This is a genomic window from Streptomyces sp. NPDC013187 (assembly GCF_042899705.1).
GTDB classification, from domain to species: domain Bacteria; phylum Actinomycetota; class Actinomycetes; order Streptomycetales; family Streptomycetaceae; genus Streptomyces; species Streptomyces hawaiiensis_A.
Genome location: NZ_JBIBAF010000035.1, coordinates 1 through 17,480 on the forward strand (window position 1 = coordinate 1; position 17,480 = coordinate 17,480).

Sequence of the window (17,480 nt, forward strand, 5' to 3'; positions counted from 1 at the left end):
GCCCGGTTACATTCCGAACCCGGAAGCTAAGCCTTACAGCGCCGATGGTACTGCAGGGGGGACCCTGTGGGAGAGTAGGACGCCGCCGAACAATCTTTGGAAAGGACCCTTGGTCCCAGCGTTCAGCTGGGACCAAGGGTCCTTTTTGTTTTTGCAGTGCGCGCTGGGCACCCGGCTGCGCGAGAATGACTTGCGGTACCGAAGACAGGAGTCACCATGTCCACCAACTCTCCCGACGACCGACCGGAGCGCGACCAGCAGCGACGGGAGGGGGACCGGACCGACCGAAACGACCGCGGCGGTCAGCGCGGGGGCCGCGGAGACCGTGGAGGCTTCCGCCGCGACAACGACCGTGGCGGCAACGACCGTGGAGGATACGGGCGTCGTGAAGGCGACCGCGGCGACCGCGGCGATCGTCCCGACCGCGGTGAGCGTGGTGGCTTCCGGCGTGACGACAACCGTGGTGGTGGCTTCGGCCGGCGTGACGACCGTGACCGCGGTCCCCGTAGGGACGATCGTGACCGGGGTGGGTTCCGTCGGGACGACCGTGGTGAGCGTCCGCCCTTCCGCCGTGACGACCGGGACAACCGCGGTGAGCGTCGAGACGACCGCGACCGTGGTGGCTTCCGGCGTGACGACAACCGTGGTGGTGGCTTCGGCCGGCGTGACGACCGTGACCGCGGACCGCGCAGGGACGATCGTGACCGGGGTGGGTTCCGTCGGGACGACCGTGGTGAGCGTCCGCCCTTCCGCCGTGACGACCGGGACAACCACGGTGACCGCCCCGCCTTCCGGCGCGACGACCGGGACAACCGCGGTGACCGCCCCGCCTTCCGACGTGACGACCGGGACAACCGGGGTGAGCGCCCCGCCTTCCGCCGTGACGACCGCAGGGACGCCAGGCGTGACGACCGGCGTGGCGAGCGGCGCGACGGCGACCGCGGTGGGTTCCCCCGCCGCGACGACCGGGACCGTGGCGGCTTCCGCCGCGACGACAACCGCGACCGCGGCTTCCGCAGCGATGACCGGGACCGGCCGCGCGACGGCGACCGCGGTGACCGTGGCGGGTTCCGGCGCGACGACCGCGGTGGTTTCCGGGGCCGTGACGACCGCCGGGACGACCGCCGTGACGACCGTCGTGGGGACGACCGTCGTGGGGACGTCCGCCGCGGCGACGACCGTGGAGAGCGCGGTGGCTTCCGGCGCGACGACAGCGGCCGGGGTGGGCGCCCCGGATTCCGCCGCGAGGACGGCCCCCGTGCCGACCGCAGTGACTTCCGCAGGGACGACAACCGCGGCGACCGGGGCGACCGCGGTGGTTCCCGCGGCCGTGACGACCGTGGGCACGGGCCCCGGCGTGACGACCGCGGTGACCGCGGCTTCCGCCGCGACGGCGATCGGCGCGACGGCGACCGGGGTGGTTTCCGCGGCCGTGACGACCGGCGTGGCCCCGGCCGGTTCCGTGAGGAGCGCGAGCGGGACAGGGAGCCGATCAAGCGGCTGCCGATCCCCGAGGACGTCACGGGTGACGAGATCGACAAGGACGTACGGCAGGAGCTGCAGAGCCTGCCCAAGACACTCGCGGACGATGTCGCCAGGAACCTCGTGATGGTCGCGCGGCTCCTCGACGAGGACCCTGAGGGCGCCTACGGGTACTCCAGGGTGGCGTTGCGGCTGGCGTCGCGTGTCGCCGCCGTGCGGGAAGCCGCCGGATTCGCCGCGTACGCCAGCCAGAAGTACGGCGAGGCGCTGGCCGAGTTCCGGGCCGCCAAGCGGATGACCGGCAACATCGACCTGTGGCCCGTCATGGCCGACTGCGAGCGCGGGCTCGGCCGGCCGGAGAAGGCGCTGGACATGGCCGGGGCTCCCGAGGTGCACAAGCTCGACAAGGCCGGTCAGGTCGAGATGCGGCTCGTCGCGGCCGGTGCCCGGCGGGACATGGGGCAGCTGGACGCGGCCATCGTGACGCTGCAGAGCCCCGAACTGGCCGCCAACTCCGTGCAGCCGTGGACCGCGCGCCTGCGGTACGCCTACGCCGACGCGCTGCTCGCCGCCGGGCGGGAGAGCGAGGCGCGGGAGTGGTTCGCCAAGGCCGTCGAGGCCGACCGTGACGGCAGCACCGACGCCTCGGACCGGCTCGCCGAGCTGGACGGCGTGGAGTTCGTCGACGCCATGGTCGAGGACGAGGACGACGAGGCGCCGGCCCCGCTGAAGGCGAGCGAGGACGAGATCGTGAACAAGGACGAGATCGTGAACAAGGACGAGATCGTGAACAAGGACGAGATCGTGAACAAGGACGAGATCGTGAACGAGGACGAGGTCGAGAACAAGGACGAGGTCGAGAGCGACAAGGACTGACGTCCGCAGGAACGACTGACGTTCGCAGGAGAAGGGGCGGGACCCGGGCTGTGAGGCCTCGGGTCCCGCCCCTTCGTTCATGTCGGTGCGTCATGGCCGCGTCGTGTCGGCGCAGGCCCACGTCCTGTCAGAGGTCCAGCGCCCGCAGTACCAGGCCCGTCGCCGGTTTCGGGCCGAACGACGTCGACTTGCGGGGCATCGTCACGCCCTGGCGGGCCAGCTCGCGGACTACCTCCTCGCGGACCGGGTGCATCAGGACGGCCGTGCCGCCGTCGCGTTCCGCTTTCTCCACTGTCGCCGCCGTGTCGTGGATGTAGGAGATGTGGGCGGGGGAGTCCTCGGAGATGCGCCAGACATGTTCGAGGAGCGTGGCGTGCAGGACCGTCGCGTCCAGGGTGCGCCAGGCCGCGGGGCGGTCGGCGGGGATCGTACGGGCCAGCAGGTCCGGGTCCGGGTGGTCGACGAGGTGGAAGGCGCCGTCGCCGGCCAGCAGGAACGCGTTGCCGGCGCACGCCGCGTCGGCCAGTGTGTCCAGGGCCGCGCCGAGTGGGACGTCGAGGCGGCGCACGCGGAAGTGTCCCTCCAGGGCGGCCACGGCATCGGCGACCGGCAGATCGTGCAGCAGGCGGTGGATGGCGCGGACCCGGAGGGGGTAGCGGGCCGTGTCGACGAGGAGGACAAGGCCGTGGTCCCACGGGCTGGGGGAGGGGTGCTCCGCGCGGAGGCGGCGGTAGGTCGCCCAGCGGTGGTGGCCGTCGGCGATCAGGGCCTGGTGCCGGCCGAGGTCGGTCTGGATCGTGGCCAGATCCTCGGGGGCGGTGACCGACCACAGGCGGTGGCGGAAGCCGTCCTCGGTGGTGGTGGCCAGGAGCGGCGGCCGGTCGGCGGTGCGCTCGATCAGATCCGCCGTGGCGGTCGTCGAGCCGTCGCCCCGGTAGGTGAGCAGGAGGGGTTCTAGGTTGGCCGAGGTGGCCCGCATGAGGGCCGCGCGGTCGGCGACGATGTGCGGCATGACGTCCTCGTGCGGCAGCACCAGCCGCTCCGCCGGGTCCGACACGCGCAGGGCGCCGATGATGCCACGTTGCAGCATGCCGTCGCCGTCCTGCTGCTCGTAGACGTAGAGGCCCGGTTCCGGGTCGGTGGTCAGGACGCCCTCGGACAGCCAGCGGCGCAGGGTGTCGGCGGCCCGTTCGTTGCGGGCGCTGGGTGTGGCGGCCTGGGGGAGGATCAGCCGGACGATGTTGTGCGGGTCGGCGGATTCGAGGTGGTGCAGGCCGTCGGGGCGCACCACGACGTCGTACGGCGGGGATGTGACGGCGGCAAGGCTGCCGACCCGGTCGGGGTCGTAACGAAGGCCTCGGAACGGGGTGAGTTCCAGGCCTCGGTGCGTCGTTGCCTCCGAGTGACCTGCTGTGTTCATCCCGGCATCGTACGGCTGTCGGTGGCATGGGGGATGATCGGGGGAAAGCCGTCGAACGAGGAGCGATGCGGGATGAGCCGAAGCGTCAGGACGAGGCCCGAGGGCAGTGGGCAGGCCCTGAGCGAGGCGTACGACACGGCGCTGCTCGATCTGGACGGCGTGGTGTACGCGGGCGGGAGCGCGATCGCGCACGCGGTCGAGTCGCTGGCCACGGCCCGGGAGGGCGGGATGCGCCTGGCGTACGTGACGAACAACGCGCTGCGGACCCCGGACACCGTGGCCGGGCATCTGACGGAGTTGGGGATACCGACGGGCGCGCAGGACGTCATCACCTCGGCGCAGGCGGTCGCGCGGCTGATCAGCGAGCAGGTGCCGCAGGGCGCCCGGGTGCTGGTGATCGGCGGTGAGGGGCTGCGGGTCGCGCTGCGCGAGCGGGGGCTGGTGCCCGTGGAGTCGGCGGATGACGATCCGGCGGCGGTGGTGCAGGGGTTCGGCGGGGCCGATCTGCCGTGGGGCCGGTTCGCCGAGGCGTCCTACGCGGTGGCCCGGGGCGTGCCGTGGTTCGCCTCCAACACCGACCTGACGATTCCGAGCGGGCGGGGTATCGCTCCGGGCAACGGCGCCGCGGTGGAGGTCGTCCGGATCGCCACGGGTGCGGAGCCTCAGGTCGCGGGCAAGCCGTTGCCCCCCATGCACCGGGAGACCATTCTGCGGACCGGGGCGCAGCGGCCGTTGGTGGTCGGGGACCGGCTGGACACGGACATCGAGGGCGCGTTCAACGGGGAGGTCGACTCGCTGCTCGTTCTGACCGGTGTGACCGACGGCGCGCAGCTGCTGGCCGCGCCGCCGCAGCACCGGCCGACGTATGTGGACGCCGATCTGCGCGGGATGCTCGCCGGTCAGCCGGAGGTCGTCGAGGTGGGCGAGGGCGGCTTCCGGTGCGGTGGCTGGACGGCGACGGCCGGGGCGGACCGGCTGGAGCTCGACGGGGAGGGCGAGGCGCTGGACGGGCTGCGCGCGCTGTGTGCCGTGGCGTGGACGGCGGCCGGTGAGGGCGCGTGCGGGCTGGACGGAGAGAAGGCGCTGGCGCGGCTGGGTCTCTGAGCGTCTGTCAGCGCCCGGGCCGGGTACCCGAGGCGGGGCCGGGCATCCGAATCTTGCTCAGATGCGAGGGTAGGCTAACCTAACCTGCGTGTTGGTCGAGAGTCCCCCTGAACAGCGCGCGGAGACCGCCCCCGCGCCCCCGACCCGACGGGCGGTGCGAGCCTTCGGGCTGCTCCTGGCCGTCGCGATCCTGGTGCTCGTCGCGCTGGCGAGTATCGCGATCGGAGCGAAAGAGCTGTCCCTCGGGCAGGTCTGGCACGGCTTGTTCGAGGACTCGGGAACCTACGGCGACGTCGTCGTGGCGGAGCGGCTGTCGCGGACCCTGCTCGGGCTGCTCGCCGGCGCCGCGCTCGGTCTGGCCGGGGCGGTCCTGCAGGCCCTCACACGCAACCCGCTGGCCGATCCCGGACTGCTCGGCATCAACGCGGGCGCTTCCGCCGCGGTCGTCACGGCCATCACGTACTTCGGGGTCACCTCGCTCACCGGCTACGTGTGGTTCGCGTTCTTCGGGGCCGCCGCGGTCGGGGCGCTGGTCTGGTTCCTCGGCGGCAGCCGGGGCGCCACGCCGGTACGGCTCGCGCTCGCCGGTACGGCCGTCAGCGCGGCGCTGTACGGCTACCTCCAGGCCGTGATGATCACGGACGAGGCGGCGCTCGGCAAGATGCGCTTCTGGACGGTCGGTTCGCTTGCCTCGGCGACGAACTCGACCATCACGCAAGTCCTGCCCTTCCTGCTGACCGGCACGGCCCTGGCCCTGGCTCTGGCCCGGCCGCTGAACGCGATGGCCATGGGCGACGACACCGCCAAGGCCCTCGGTGCCAACCTCAACCGCACGCGGGCGCTGTCGATGCTGGCGGCGACGGTGCTGTGCGGGGCCGCGACCGCCGCCTGCGGGCCGATCGTTTTCGTCGGTCTGATGGTGCCGCACGTGGTGCGCTCGTTCACCGGGCCCGACCTGCGCTGGATCCTGCCGTACGCGGCGATCCTGTCGCCCGTGCTGCTGCTCGGCGCCGATGTCATCGGCCGGATCGTGGCCCGCCCTTCGGAGCTCCAGGTGGGCATCGTCACCGCGATCCTCGGCGGGCCGGTGTTCATCTTTCTCGTACGACGGCGGAGGACGGCGCAGCTGTGAAGACCACCAACCGTGCCGTGCGGACGCCGGGCGGCCTCTCGGTACGCCTGGACGTGCGGGCCCTGACTGTCGTGCTCCTGCTGCTCGTCGCGGCGCTCGTGGCGAGTGTCGTGCTCATCGGCACCGGCGACTTCCCGATCCCGGCCGCCGACGTGCTGCGGACGCTGGCCGGCGAGGGCAATCCGGGTCAGGAGTTCATCGTCAACGAGCTGCGGCTGCCGCGGGTCCTGGTCGGGCTGCTGGTCGGCGCCTCGCTGGGACTGGGCGGCGCGCTGTTCCAGGCCATCTCCCGCAACCCGCTGGGCAGTCCGGACGTGCTCGGCCTCGGGCAGGGGGCGACGGCCGGCGCGCTCACGGTGATCGTGCTGACGTCCGGCAGTGCCAACCAGGTCGCCGTCGGGGCGCTGGTGGGCGGCCTGGTGACCGGCCTCGCCATCTACGTGCTCGCCTGGAAGCGGGGCGTGCACGGCTACCGGCTGGTCCTGGTCGGTATCGGCGTCTCCGCGATCGTCACGGCGGTCAACGGCTATCTGCTCACCAAGTCGGACATCGTGGACGCGGCCCGTGCGGTGGTGTGGATGACCGGGTCCCTCGACGGCCGGGACTGGGACCAGGTGTGGCCGCTGCTCGCGCTGACCGCAGTCCTGGTGCCGCTCGTCCTGGTCAACGCGCGCGGGCTGCGGATGATGGAGATGGGCGACGACGTGTCGTACGCCCTCGGGGTGCGGGTCGAGCGGGTGCGGCTGCTGCTCATGGTGGCGGCCGTGCTGCTCACCGCGTCCGCCACCGCCGCGGCCGGTCCCGTCAGCTTCGTGGCGCTCACCGCGCCGCAGCTGGCCCGGCGCCTGACCCGCTCGCCCGGGCCGAACCTGCTGTCCTCGCTCTGCATGGGCGCGGCCCTGCTGGTCGTCGCCGACTGGGTTTCACAGCGTGCCTTCGGGGCCGAGCAGCTGCCCGTGGGTGTGGTCACCGGCGTGCTCGGCGGTGTCTACCTGCTGTGGCTGCTGGTCAGCGAGCGCCGGGCGGGCCGGATATGAGGGCGGGCAAGCGCGCCGAGAGCAGTACCGGCAGCGGCGCCGAGAGCAGTACCGGCAGCGGACTGAACAACCAAGGGAGCACTGTGAACCGCCTGTCCGCCGAGAACGTCACCCTCGCCTACGACCAGCGGGTCATCGCCGAGCAGCTGTCGGTGGAGATACCCGACCGGTCGTTCACGGTGATCGTCGGCCCCAACGCGTGCGGCAAGTCGACGCTGCTGCGGGCGCTGTCGCGGATGCTCAAGCCGAGTGTCGGCCGGGTGCTGCTCGACGGGCAGGTCATCCAGTCCATGCCCGCGAAGAAGGTGGCGCGGACCCTCGGTCTGCTGCCCCAGTCGTCGATCGCGCCCGACGGCATCACCGTCGCCGACCTGGTCGGCCGCGGCCGCTACCCGCATCAGGGCATCCTGCGCCAGTGGTCGACGGAGGACGAGCGGGTCGTCCAGGAGTCCATGCGGCAGACGGGCGTCGCCGAGCTCGGCGACCGTTACGTCGACGAGCTCTCCGGCGGTCAGCGTCAGCGCGTGTGGATCGCCATGGCCCTCGCCCAGCAGACGCCGCTGCTGCTGCTCGACGAGCCGACGACGTACCTGGACATCCAGCACCAGATCGACGTCCTGGACCTGTGCGCGGAGCTGCACGAGGAGCAGGGGCGCACGCTCGTCGCCGTGCTGCACGACCTGAACCACGCCGCCCGCTACGCCACCCACCTCATCGCCCTGCGCGAGGGCCGGGTCATCGCCGAGGGCGCGCCGAAGGACATCGTCACGGCCGGGCTGGTCGAGGAGGTCTTCGGGCTGCGCTGCCAGGTCATCGACGACCCGGAGACGGGCACACCGCTGGTCGTGCCTGCGGCCCGCAAGGCCCGCGTTCAGAGCGCGGTCGGCAAGCTCGCGGCTACAGAAGCTTCCTGAGCTGGAGCAGGTCACGCACACCGGCGTGCAGCTTCACCCGGCCCGAGCCCCAGGCCTTGGCGAAGCTCAGCTCGCCGCCGACCAGCGCGACCAGGTCGTCGCCGGTCATGGCGAGTCTGATCTCGGCCTTGCCGGGGGGCGGTCCCTGCACGGTGTCGTGCACCTCGATCCGCCCGCCTCGCATGCGGCCGAGGAAGGTGACGTCGAGGTCCGTGATGTGGCAGCTCACCGAGCGGTCCAGGGCCGCGGCGTCGCGGACGTCCCCTTCGGCGCGCTGCATGTTGTCCGAAAGCTTGTCGAGTGCGCTGCGGCACTCCTCGATCGTGGCCATCGCGGTCGACGGTACCGCAGCGGTTCGCGGTAGCGTCGGGGCATGGACCACGCAGTTCCCGAGACCCCGCCGGCGGCGGAGGAGGAGCCGGCGTACGAACCCGCCGGCCCCGCTCCCCTGAACGTGCCCCGCACGCCCACCGGTGACGCCGAGGTGGACGCCGCCCTGGACCGGCTCGGCGACGCGGACCACCTCGCCACGGACGGGCATCTCGAGGTGTACGAGGATGTACACCGGGGGCTGCGCGACGCGCTCACCGCGCTCGACGTACGCCCGGGACCTCCGGTGCCCCCGACACCGCCTGGACCTAGGAGCTGAACCGAACGTGGCAGGAGTCGCACGTCGCCGTCTGGACGCGGAGCTGGTCCGCCGGAAGCTCGCGCGCTCGCGTGAGCACGCCGCGCAGCTGATCGCCGCGGGGCGGGTGTCCGTCGGCAAGACCGTCGCGACGAAACCGGCCACGCAGGTGGAGACCGCGGCCGCGATCCTGGTGGCCGAGGACGACAGCGACCCCGACTACGTCTCGCGCGGCGGTCACAAGCTGGCCGGCGCGCTCGCGGTGTTCGGGCCGCAGGGACTGGCCGTCGAGGGGCGCAGGGCGCTCGACGCCGGCGCGTCCACCGGCGGTTTCACCGACGTCCTCCTCCGGGCGGGCGCCGCCCACGTCGTCGCCGTGGACGTCGGATACGGACAACTCGCGTGGTCCCTCCAGAAGGATGAACGCGTCACCGTCAAGGACCGTACGAACGTACGCGAGTTGACGCTTGAAGCGATCGATGGGGAGCCAGTGGATCTTGTCGTGGGGGATTTGTCCTTCATCCCGCTCGGGCTGGTCCTGCCCGCCCTGGTGCGGTGCGTGAAACCGGACGCCGACCTGGTGATGATGGTCAAACCGCAGTTCGAGGTCGGTAAGGAGCGCCTCGGCAGCGGGGGAGTGGTCCGCAGCACCCAGCTGCGGGCCGAAGCGGTACGGGGGGTGGCCGAGAAGGCCTGGGGGCTGGGGCTCGGGGTGAAGGGCGTGACGGCCAGTCCGCTGCCCGGGCCGTCGGGGAATGTCGAATACTTCTTGTGGCTGCGGTCCGGGGCACCGGCTCTGGACCCGGCCGAGGCAGACCGTGCAGTGGCGGAGGGGCCGCGTTGACCGAGAACCGAGCTCGTACTGTTTTCCTGCTCGCCCACACGGGACGGCCCGCAGCCGTGCGCAGTGCGGAGCTCGTCGTGAAGGGGCTGCTGCGCTCCGGTCTCGGGGTGCGCGTCCTGGAGGCCGAGGCACGCGACCTGCCGCTGCCGGCGGAGGTCGAGCTGGTGAAGGAGGCCACTCCCCAGTGCCTCGACGGGTGTGAGCTGCTGATCGTGCTGGGCGGCGACGGCACGCTGCTGCGCGGCGCCGAGTTCGCCCGGGCGTCGGGCGTGCCGATGCTCGGCGTCAACCTCGGGCGCGTCGGGTTCCTCGCGGAGGCCGAGCGGGACGACCTCGACAAGGTCGTCGACCGGGTGGTGACCAAGGCGTACGAGGTCGAGGAGCGGATGACCGTCGACGTCGTGGTGCATCAGAACGGTGACATCGTGCACACGGACTGGGCGCTGAACGAGGCGGCCGTGCAGAAGGTGTCCGCCGAGCGGATGCTGGAGATCGTCCTGGAGATCGACGGACGGCCGGTCACGGGCTTCGGCTGCGACGGGATCGTGTGTGCCACGCCCACGGGGTCGACGGCGTACGCCTTCTCGGCGGGCGGGCCGGTGGTGTGGCCGGAGGTCGAGGCGCTGCTCATGGTGCCGATCTCCGCGCACGCGCTGTTCGCGAAGCCGCTCGTGACATCGCCGGATTCCGTGTTGGCTGTGGAGGTTCTGCCACACATTCCGCCGGGTGTGCTGTGGTGTGACGGGCGGCGGACGGTGGAGTTGCCGGCCGGGGCGAGGGTGGAGGTGCGGCGGGGGGCTGTGCCGGTGCGGCTGGCCCGACTGCATCACGCTTCGTTCACGGACCGGCTGGTGGCGAAGTTCGCGCTGCCTGTTTCCGGGTGGCGGGGGGCTCCTCACTAGCGGTTCGTGGGGGGTGGTGTGCGCTTCGTCGGCGGGTGCGGGTGGATTGTGGCTGGTCGTGCCCACGCGGCGGAGCCGCAGATTGACACGCCCCGCGCCCCTGAAGAAGGGGCGCTACCACTCTCGTGGGTGACAAGGGCAGGCCAGTCGCAATCCTTGGCCCGGACCTCGTAAGGTCGTGTCCGTGTTGGAGGAGATGCGGATACGGTCGCTGGGCGTGATCGACGACGCCGTCGTCGAGCTGTCGCCCGGGTTCACCGCGGTCACCGGTGAGACGGGTGCGGGCAAGACCATGGTGGTCACCAGCCTGGGGTTGCTGCTGGGCGGGCGGGCCGACCCCGCGCTCGTGCGGATCGGGGCCGGCAAGGCCGTAGTGGAGGGGCGGATCACCGTTCCCCACGACGCCACGGCCGCGGTGCGCGCCGAGGAGGCCGGGGCCGAGCTGGACGACGGGGCCCTGCTGATCAGCCGTACCGTCTCCGCCGAGGGGCGCTCGCGGGCGCACCTGGGCGGGCGCAGCGTGCCCGTGGGCGTGCTCGCCGAGCTCGCCGACGAGCTGGTGGCCGTGCACGGGCAGACCGACCAGCAGGGGCTGCTCAAGCTGTCCCGGCAGCGGCAGGCGCTCGACCGGTACGCGGGCGACGCGGTCGCCGGGCCGCTGGCCAAGTACGGCGAGGCCTACAAGCGGCTGCGAGCCGTGGCCGCCGAGCTCGACGAGATCACCACCCGGGCGCGGGAGCGGGCCCAGGAGGCCGACCTGCTGCGCTTCGGGCTCGACGAGATCGCCGCCGTGGAGCCCCGGGCCGGTGAGGACGTGGAGCTGGCCGAGGAGGCCGAGCGGCTCGGGCACGCCGAGGCGCTGGCGTCCGCCGCGGCGGCCGCGCACGCCGCCCTCGCGGGCAACCCGGAGGACCCGGAGGGCGTCGACGCCGGGACGCTCGTGGCGGGCGCCCAGCGGGCCCTGGACGCCGTACGGTCGCACGACTCGGCGCTGGCCGCGCTCGCCGACCGCGTCGGGGAGATCGGGATCCTGCTGCGCGACGCGGCGGGCGACCTGGCGGGGTACGCCGACGATCTGGACGCCGATCCGCTGCGGCTCGCGGCCGTCGAGGAGCGGCGGGCCGCGCTCACCGGGCTGACGCGCAAGTACGGCGAGGACATCGCCACCGTGCTGGCCTGGGCCGAGCAGAGTGCCGCGCGGCTCACCGAACTCGACGGCGACGACGAGCGGATCGGTGAGCTGACCGCCGAGCGGGACGCGCTGCGGTCGGAACTGGGTGGGCTGGCGCAGGCGTTGACGGATGCCCGGACGGAGGCCGCCGAGCGGTTCGCCGCCGCCGTGACCGCCGAACTGGCCTCGCTCGCCATGCCGCACGCGCGGGTGTCCTTCGACATCCGGCAGACCGAGGACCCCGACGGCGTCGAGGTGGGCGGCCGTCCGGTCGCCTACGGACCCGCGGGCGCCGACGAGGTCGAGCTGCTGCTGGCCCCTCACCCGGGCGCGCCGCCCCGGCCGATCGCCAAGGGCGCGTCCGGCGGTGAGCTGTCGCGGGTGATGCTGGCCGTGGAGGTCGTGTTCGCGGGGACGGATCCCGTGCCGACGTACCTCTTCGACGAGGTCGACGCCGGCGTCGGCGGCAAGGCGGCGGTCGAGATCGGGCGGCGGCTCGCACGGCTGGCGAAGACCGCGCAGGTCGTGGTCGTGACGCATCTGCCGCAGGTGGCCGCTTTCGCCGACCGGCAGCTGCTGGTCGAGAAGACCAACGACGGGTCGGTGACCCGCTCCGGCGTCAAGGTCCTCGAAGGCGAGGACCGGGTCCGGGAGCTGTCCCGCATGCTCGCCGGCCAGGAGGACTCCGAGACGGCCCGGGCGCACGCGGAGGAGCTGCTCGCGGCGGCCAGGGCGGACGCCTAGCCGGGAGCGGTGCCACCGGCGGTGGCACGGCAAGGGCCGGGCGGGTCGCCCGAATTCACTCGTGTGGGTGACCCGGCCCGGTGCACACCCCCGATGCCGCGCCCCCGCTGTCGCATCGCGGGGGTTCCGGCGTTCCCGGAACCCCCTTGTGTCCTGGCATCCTTGGCGGAGTACGCGTGCGAAACCGCGTCGTGACCGCCCGACCCGAACCAGGAGCCCGGCCACGTGACCCCCGTGAGCAGCCACTCACCGCACGGCCAATTGCCGCTGCGCACCGTGCAGGTGCTGGGCGGAGGCAATGCCGCCAGCAGTGCGCATGTGCGCTCGCTGGCCGCGGGGCTCGTCGCGCGGGGCGTGAAAGTCACGGTGTGCGCCCCTTACGAGGCCGATCGCGCCTATGACTTCAGCGGAGTCGGCGCCGACCACGTGCACGTGCCGCGCAGCAGCGACCCGGTGTCGGTGGCGGCCCTGCGCGCGGCCTGCGCGCACGCCGATCTGGTGCACGCGCACGGGCTGCACGCCTCCTTCCGTACCGTCCTCGCCCTCAGTGGTCGGCGCGTGCGCACCCCGCTGGTGGTGACGTGGCACGACCGGGCGCATGCCGACGGGGCCCGTGCCCATATGCTGCGGGTGCTGGAGCGCAGGGTCGTGAAGGCGGCCACCGTGGTGCTGGGGACGACCTCGCCGCTCGTGGACCGGGCCCGGCTCACCGGCGCGCGGGACGCCCGGCTCGCGGCCGTCGCGCTGCCCGGCCCCCGCAGCCCCCGTGAACCCGACGATCCCGACCGGCTGCGGCCCAAGGTGCGCGCCGAACTCGGCGCCATCGGCAGGCCGTTGCTGATGGCCGTCGGCTCCCTGGAACGGCACCGCGGGTACGACGTGCTGCTGGACGCCGCGCGCGCCTGGCGCCGCCTCGATCCCGTGCCGCTGGTCGTGATCGCCGGGGAGGGGCCGCTGCGCGGTGAACTCCAGGTCCGGATCGAGGAGGAGGGGCTGCCCGTTCGGCTCATCGGGCGGCGCGACGACATCACCGACCTGCTCGCCGCGGCCGACCTCGCCCTGCTGCCGAGCCGCTGGGAGGCCCGCTCCGTCCTCGCCCAGGAGGCCCTCCACGCGCGCGTGCCGCTCGTCGCGACGGAGGTCGGCGGCATCCCCGAACTCGTCGGCGACGCGGCCGAACTCGTCCCCTACGGCGACGCGAAGGCCCTGGCCGACGCCGTCGTACGGCTGCTCGACGACCCGGCGCGCCGGGAACTGCTGGCGGCCAAGGGCGCCCATCAGGCCGCCACCTGGCCCACCGAGGACGAGACGGTCGCCCAAGTGCTGAGCGTGTACGACGAGCTGACGCAGCCCCGCCCCCTCGCGTAGAGCCCTACGGGACGTGTCTGCGGGCCCGCAGGGCCAGGCTCAGGGCCAGGACCGTCTGCGGGTCGTCGAGGTCCGTGCCCAGCAGCTCCCCGATGCGGGCCAGGCGGTTGTACAGGGTCTGCCGGTTCAGGTGCAGCTCCCGGGCCGTCTCCGCCTTGCGTCCCGCGTGGGCGAGGTAGGTCGTCAACGTGGGCAGCAGCGGCGGCCGGGAACGACGGTCGTGTTCCAGCAGCGGGCCGAGGGCGCGGTCGACGAAGGCCGCCAGGTCCGGATGGTCGCGCAGCCGCCACAGCAGCAGGTCGATGTCGAGCCGGCGGGCGTCGTACCAGGGCCGGTCCGGCAGGCCCTGGGCCGCCGTGGCCGTCTCGGCCGCGTGCCGCAGGCCCCCGGCCGCCGCCGGCCAGCCGCCGGCCGTCCCCACGACCACCACGGGCTGCTGCCCGCCCGGACGCGGTATCCCGGCCCGGCCCACACCGGCCCGCAGCGCCGCAGCGACCCGGTCCGCGACCGCCGCCCGCTCCGACTCCGCGCGCAGCCCGAGCAGCACCAGCACGCGGCCCTCCAGCGGCCGCACGCCGAGCAGCACCGGCACGCCCACCGAGGCCAGCTCCTCGGAGATCGCCCGGGCCGGTACCGCCCAGCCTCCGCCACCCGGGGACAGGGCTTCCCCGAGCCGCATGACCACCGGCAGCAGTGGCCCCTCGCCCGGCCGGAAGCCCAGCACGCGGGCCTGCGCCGGGGCGTCCTCCGCCGTCACCCGGCCTTCGGCGAGGTCGGTGAGGAAGTCGCCCCGCCCGCGCGCCGCCAGCTCCTCCTCCTGGCGCGCCTGCATCAGCACCACGGCCAGGATGCCGGCGGCCCGCTCGGCCGCCATCCGGTGCACCGGCGCCAGGGGAGTGCGCACCGGCAGCAGGACGAGACGCGCCCGGACGCCCCCGCTGCCGGGCCCGCCGCCCGGCACATCCACCAGGACCGACCCTCCGAGCGGCGGCTCGTCCTTGTGCTGGCCGCGCAGCCCCTCCCACACCTGGAGCGGGTCCGCGCCCTCGGGACCGGCCCCGGCGGCGTACAGCAACTGGCCGTCCGCCGTCTCCAGGAACACGGGGTTGCCGGCGAAGTCGGCCAGGATGCCGAGGACCTGGGGTACCCCGCCGCCGCCCAGCACGGCCTGCGTACACCGCCGGTGCACCTCCTCGGCCCGCTGCAGCAGGGCGTAGTGGCCGTTGACGATCTCGGTGTGCACCTCCTCCGTGACCGTGACGAACGCCACCTCGCGGTGCAGCTGGACCAGCGGCAGCCCGGCCGCTCGCGCCGTGTCGACGAGGGCGGCGGGCAGCCGGGTGAAGCGCGGTCCGAGCTCCACGACCAGGGCCGCGATGCCGCGCTCCGCCAGGGTGCGCACGAACGCCCGCTGTTCGCCGGGCCGGGTGCCGAGACCGTAGCCCGTGGTCAGCAGCAGCTCTCCGCCCTTGAGCAGCGAGGCGATGTGCGGCACCTCGCCCGCGTGCACCCAGCGCACGGTCCGCCCGAGCCGCTCGGCGCCCGCAAGCACCTCGGGCAGCCCGCTGCGCAGCCCCGGCAGCTCCAGCGCCCGCCGCACGGTGATCCCGGCGCCCTGGGTGTCGTGCGCGCTGTCCGTCCCGCTGTCCATGTGCCGGACGCTACCCGCGCGGGTGCCCCGCGGACATCTCCGGAGGGGCAGCGGGACGATCACCGACCGGATCCCGTCGTGGAGCGCCCCGGATTACGGGGTGACCGGCCGGGTAGGGCGCCGTCATGGACATGAGCGTGGTGGCGGTGGGGCGGGAGGACGACAGTCCGGTCGAGGAGCCGTTGCGGGTCGCGGTGCTCGCCGACCGGCTCGGGTACCGGGAGGTGTGGGCGGGCGAGGGAGCCACGTGGGACTCGTTCGTCCTGGCCGCGGCGATCGGCGCGGCCACCGAGCAGGTCGCGCTGACCGCCGGGCCCGTGCCGGTGTCGGTGCGGGACCCGCTCACGATCGTGCGGGGCGCCGCCTCGGCCGCGGCCGTCACCGGCCGGCCCGTCGGCGTCGCCCTGGGCACCTCCAGCAAGCGCGTCGTCGAGGGCGTGCACGGCAGGCCGCGCACCCGGCCCGCCGCCGCCCTCGCGGAGTCGGCGGCGGCCGTGCGGAAGCTGATGCACAGCGTGCCCGGAGAGCCGATCGTGCCCGGCAGCGGCTTGCTCCGACGGCTCCCGCCGCCCGGAGGCATGGTCACCGTCGCGGCGTTCGGGGAGCGGGCGGTGGCCGCGGCCGTCGCGCACGCCGACCGGATGCTGCTCGACCTCGTCTCGCCCGAGCAGGTCCGCATGCTGCGGGCCAGGATGCTCGCGGCGGCCGAGAAGGCGGGCCGTACACCGCCGCGGCTGGCCGCCTGGCTGCCCGCCGCCGTCGACCCGGAGCCGGAGTCGCTCACCCAGGTCCTGCGCAGCGTCGTGGGCTACCTCGCCGTGCCGGGTTACAGCGACATGTTCGTCGACGCGGGGTTCGCCGCCGTCGTCGAGCTGGCCGCCAAGGGCGCCGACCCGGACACCCTGCTGCGGGCCCTGCCGCCCGAGGCCGCCGGCACGGTCGCCCTGGTCGGCGACACGGACACCGTCCGCGCCCGCATCGCCGCCTACGCCGAGGCCGGACTCGACGAGATCGCCCTGCTCCCGGCCACGGCCGGCGACCCCGCGGGAGAGCGCACGCTCACGGCCCTCAGGCCGGAGTGACACGCGGGGTGCAGTTCGGTCCTCGGTCCACCGTGGCACGCCGGGTGCAGCTCGGTCCTTGGTTCACCGTGGCACTCCGGTGCACGCTCGGCCCTCGCACTGCGGTGGCACTCCGGGTGCACGCTCATGGCCCTTCGAGCCGCAGTGGCCTCCCGGGAGCCTCGCCGCTGTGGGTTCCTTCGCTGTTGGCCACCGGCTGGGGCCGTGCGCTCCAGGTTCAGATGCGGATCGCTTCCGCGAGCCGATCCGGCGTGCGGGTGGACAGATGGATGCCGGGGGTGGGGCCCCCGGGGGCGACGACCACGACGCGGACCGGGCGGTGATGACGCTGCGGGTCATGGGGAAACGTCGAGACCTCGGTGCGGGGGGAAAGCGCATGAGGATGTCATCGCGGCCGGCTTCGGCTTCCTGGGGCGACATGTCGCCGCACTGCTGAAGGGCGACCTGTTCGCCCGCCTCGACGGGGTGTTCGGTGAGCCGGTGGACGTCCTGATCCACCTCACCTCCGCTGCCCCGTCCGAACGGGAAGTGGATTTTCGACCTCGGCTGATCGTCAACGTCGTGGGCTACGCGCCGGGGCAGGTGAGCGCCACAACGGCGGGCCGCGCGGAGGCCGGAAGCGGCCGACCCGCGCGCTGCTCGAATCCGCCCGGGCACAGTCGGCGGCCGGCGGCCCGGCAGCACGGGTGGTGTCCACCGGTAGCGTCGCAATCCATGGCGGCCACCCGATGCGGCCGCTGCCAGCCGCTGGTCATTGCGTCGGCCCTGCTCACACCGCGCTCGAGTCACGGGACGCAGAACCCCGAGGTAGTCCTCGTTGACCGGGGCAGACCTGTCCGCGGCATCCCTCGACCCGCGTGTAGGTGTGTGGCGGCACCCAGCGTGGCTCTCTGCTTGTAGTGCACCGCTGCCCTTACGGTGCTTCGCAGCGCGGTCCTCAAGGCATCGAGGAGATGTGTCGTCTGGGCAGGTTGCCCTCGCGAGATGTCCCGACGACGAGAGCAATCTGCGCCATCGGGGCTAGTGACCCGAGTCGGAGATTCGTCGGCAGTAAGCGGCTACCTTGTCGAGGATCTCGTCCGCGCTCTTCGTCCAGATGAACGGCTTGGGGTGTTCGTTCCAGTC

The 17,480-nt window shown here is 73.3% G+C and carries 14 protein-coding genes and 1 rRNA gene; 12 read left to right on the forward strand and 3 right to left on the reverse strand.

Translation table 11 applies throughout. From position 1 onward, the window contains the following. A 5S ribosomal RNA gene (gene rrf, locus ACFY5B_RS39205) occupies positions 1 to 91 on the forward strand; the annotation flags it as partial. A gap of 1,409 nt (positions 92 to 1,500) precedes the next feature. After that, positions 1,501 to 2,358 (forward strand): tetratricopeptide repeat protein, encoded by an 858-nt coding sequence (locus ACFY5B_RS39210; RefSeq protein WP_389980004.1) that lies wholly within the window; start codon positions 1,501 to 1,503, stop codon positions 2,356 to 2,358. 127 nt (positions 2,359 to 2,485) lie between these two features. Here the strand turns inward: ACFY5B_RS39210 and ACFY5B_RS39215 are convergent, their stop codons facing one another. Continuing rightward, positions 2,486 to 3,778: a DUF1015 domain-containing protein gene (locus ACFY5B_RS39215; RefSeq protein WP_389979973.1), complete on the reverse strand. Its 1,293-nt coding sequence runs from the start codon at positions 3,776 to 3,778 to the stop codon at positions 2,486 to 2,488. A 72-nt stretch (positions 3,779 to 3,850) separates the two neighbouring features. Between ACFY5B_RS39215 and ACFY5B_RS39220 the strand changes: the two genes are divergently transcribed. From ACFY5B_RS39220 to ACFY5B_RS39235, 4 genes are all read left to right on the forward strand, one after another. Then, a complete protein-coding gene (locus ACFY5B_RS39220) occupies positions 3,851 to 4,882 on the forward strand; it encodes an HAD hydrolase-like protein (RefSeq protein WP_389979976.1) in 1,032 nt (343 codons plus the stop codon). 88 nt (positions 4,883 to 4,970) lie between these two features. Next, positions 4,971 to 6,014, forward strand: coding sequence for a FecCD family ABC transporter permease (locus ACFY5B_RS39225; RefSeq protein ID WP_389979979.1), 1,044 nt, complete (start codon positions 4,971 to 4,973; stop codon positions 6,012 to 6,014). Beyond that, the gene (locus ACFY5B_RS39230) at positions 6,011 to 7,051 is read left to right on the forward strand and encodes a FecCD family ABC transporter permease (RefSeq protein WP_389979982.1); all 1,041 of its coding nucleotides are present in this window, start codon (positions 6,011 to 6,013) and stop codon (positions 7,049 to 7,051) included. The genes ACFY5B_RS39225 and ACFY5B_RS39230 overlap by 4 nt, the downstream gene beginning before the upstream one ends. Next, positions 7,048 to 7,965 carry an ABC transporter ATP-binding protein gene (locus ACFY5B_RS39235; protein ID WP_389979985.1) on the forward strand — a complete coding sequence of 306 codons (918 nt, stop codon included), beginning with the start codon at positions 7,048 to 7,050 and terminating at the stop codon, positions 7,963 to 7,965. The genes ACFY5B_RS39230 and ACFY5B_RS39235 overlap by 4 nt, the downstream gene beginning before the upstream one ends. Here ACFY5B_RS39235 and ACFY5B_RS39240 read toward each other — a convergent pair. Continuing rightward, positions 7,949 to 8,296 (reverse strand): sterol-binding protein, encoded by a 348-nt coding sequence (locus ACFY5B_RS39240; protein WP_389979987.1) that lies wholly within the window; start codon positions 8,294 to 8,296, stop codon positions 7,949 to 7,951. The genes ACFY5B_RS39235 and ACFY5B_RS39240 overlap by 17 nt on opposite strands. Before the next feature lie 42 nt (positions 8,297 to 8,338). On the opposite strand from ACFY5B_RS39240, the gene ACFY5B_RS39245 reads away from it, so the two are divergent. From ACFY5B_RS39245 to ACFY5B_RS39265, 5 genes are all read left to right on the forward strand, one after another. Continuing rightward, positions 8,339 to 8,614 (forward strand): hypothetical protein, encoded by a 276-nt coding sequence (locus tag ACFY5B_RS39245; protein WP_389979990.1) that lies wholly within the window; start codon positions 8,339 to 8,341, stop codon positions 8,612 to 8,614. Positions 8,615 to 8,621: 7 nt separating this feature from the next. After that, entirely contained in the window at positions 8,622 to 9,437 is an 816-nt protein-coding gene (locus ACFY5B_RS39250; RefSeq protein ID WP_389979992.1) for a TlyA family RNA methyltransferase, read from the forward strand. Then, positions 9,434 to 10,339: an NAD kinase gene (locus ACFY5B_RS39255; RefSeq protein WP_344461922.1), complete on the forward strand. Its 906-nt coding sequence runs from the start codon at positions 9,434 to 9,436 to the stop codon at positions 10,337 to 10,339. Before ACFY5B_RS39250 ends, ACFY5B_RS39255 begins: the two co-directional genes overlap by 4 nt. Positions 10,340 to 10,535: 196 nt before the next feature. Continuing rightward, positions 10,536 to 12,254 (forward strand): DNA repair protein RecN, encoded by a 1,719-nt coding sequence (gene recN, locus ACFY5B_RS39260; protein WP_389980007.1) that lies wholly within the window; start codon positions 10,536 to 10,538, stop codon positions 12,252 to 12,254. Between the two features lie 225 nt (positions 12,255 to 12,479). Next, positions 12,480 to 13,622 (forward strand): glycosyltransferase family 4 protein, encoded by a 1,143-nt coding sequence (locus tag ACFY5B_RS39265; protein ID WP_389979995.1) that lies wholly within the window; start codon positions 12,480 to 12,482, stop codon positions 13,620 to 13,622. Between the two features lie 4 nt (positions 13,623 to 13,626). On the opposite strand, the gene ACFY5B_RS39270 is transcribed toward ACFY5B_RS39265, so the two are convergent. Continuing rightward, the gene (locus ACFY5B_RS39270; protein ID WP_389979998.1) at positions 13,627 to 15,273 is read right to left on the reverse strand and encodes a PucR family transcriptional regulator; all 1,647 of its coding nucleotides are present in this window, start codon (positions 15,271 to 15,273) and stop codon (positions 13,627 to 13,629) included. Between the two features lie 125 nt (positions 15,274 to 15,398). Between ACFY5B_RS39270 and ACFY5B_RS39275 the strand changes: the two genes are divergently transcribed. Beyond that, positions 15,399 to 16,355, forward strand: a complete 957-nt coding sequence (locus ACFY5B_RS39275; RefSeq protein ID WP_389980001.1) for an LLM class F420-dependent oxidoreductase — start codon at positions 15,399 to 15,401, stop codon at positions 16,353 to 16,355. The last annotated feature ends 1,125 nt before the right edge of the window (positions 16,356 to 17,480 follow it).

Excerpts from the sequence above, each read along its gene's own strand:
- ACFY5B_RS39215 (WP_389979973.1), bottom strand. The coding sequence starts at position 3,778 with ATGAACACAGCAGGTCACTCGGAGGCAACGACGCACCGAGGCCTGGAA.
- ACFY5B_RS39220 (WP_389979976.1), top strand. The coding sequence starts at position 3,851 with ATGAGCCGAAGCGTCAGGACGAGGCCCGAGGGCAGTGGGCAGGCCCTG.
- ACFY5B_RS39235 (WP_389979985.1), top strand. The coding sequence starts at position 7,048 with ATGAGGGCGGGCAAGCGCGCCGAGAGCAGTACCGGCAGCGGCGCCGAG.
- ACFY5B_RS39240 (WP_389979987.1), bottom strand. The coding sequence starts at position 8,296 with ATGGCCACGATCGAGGAGTGCCGCAGCGCACTCGACAAGCTTTCGGAC.
- ACFY5B_RS39245 (WP_389979990.1), top strand. The coding sequence starts at position 8,339 with ATGGACCACGCAGTTCCCGAGACCCCGCCGGCGGCGGAGGAGGAGCCG.
- recN (WP_389980007.1), top strand. The coding sequence starts at position 10,536 with ATGCGGATACGGTCGCTGGGCGTGATCGACGACGCCGTCGTCGAGCTG.
- ACFY5B_RS39270 (WP_389979998.1), bottom strand. The coding sequence starts at position 15,273 with ATGGACAGCGGGACGGACAGCGCGCACGACACCCAGGGCGCCGGGATC.
- ACFY5B_RS39275 (WP_389980001.1), top strand. The coding sequence starts at position 15,399 with ATGGACATGAGCGTGGTGGCGGTGGGGCGGGAGGACGACAGTCCGGTC.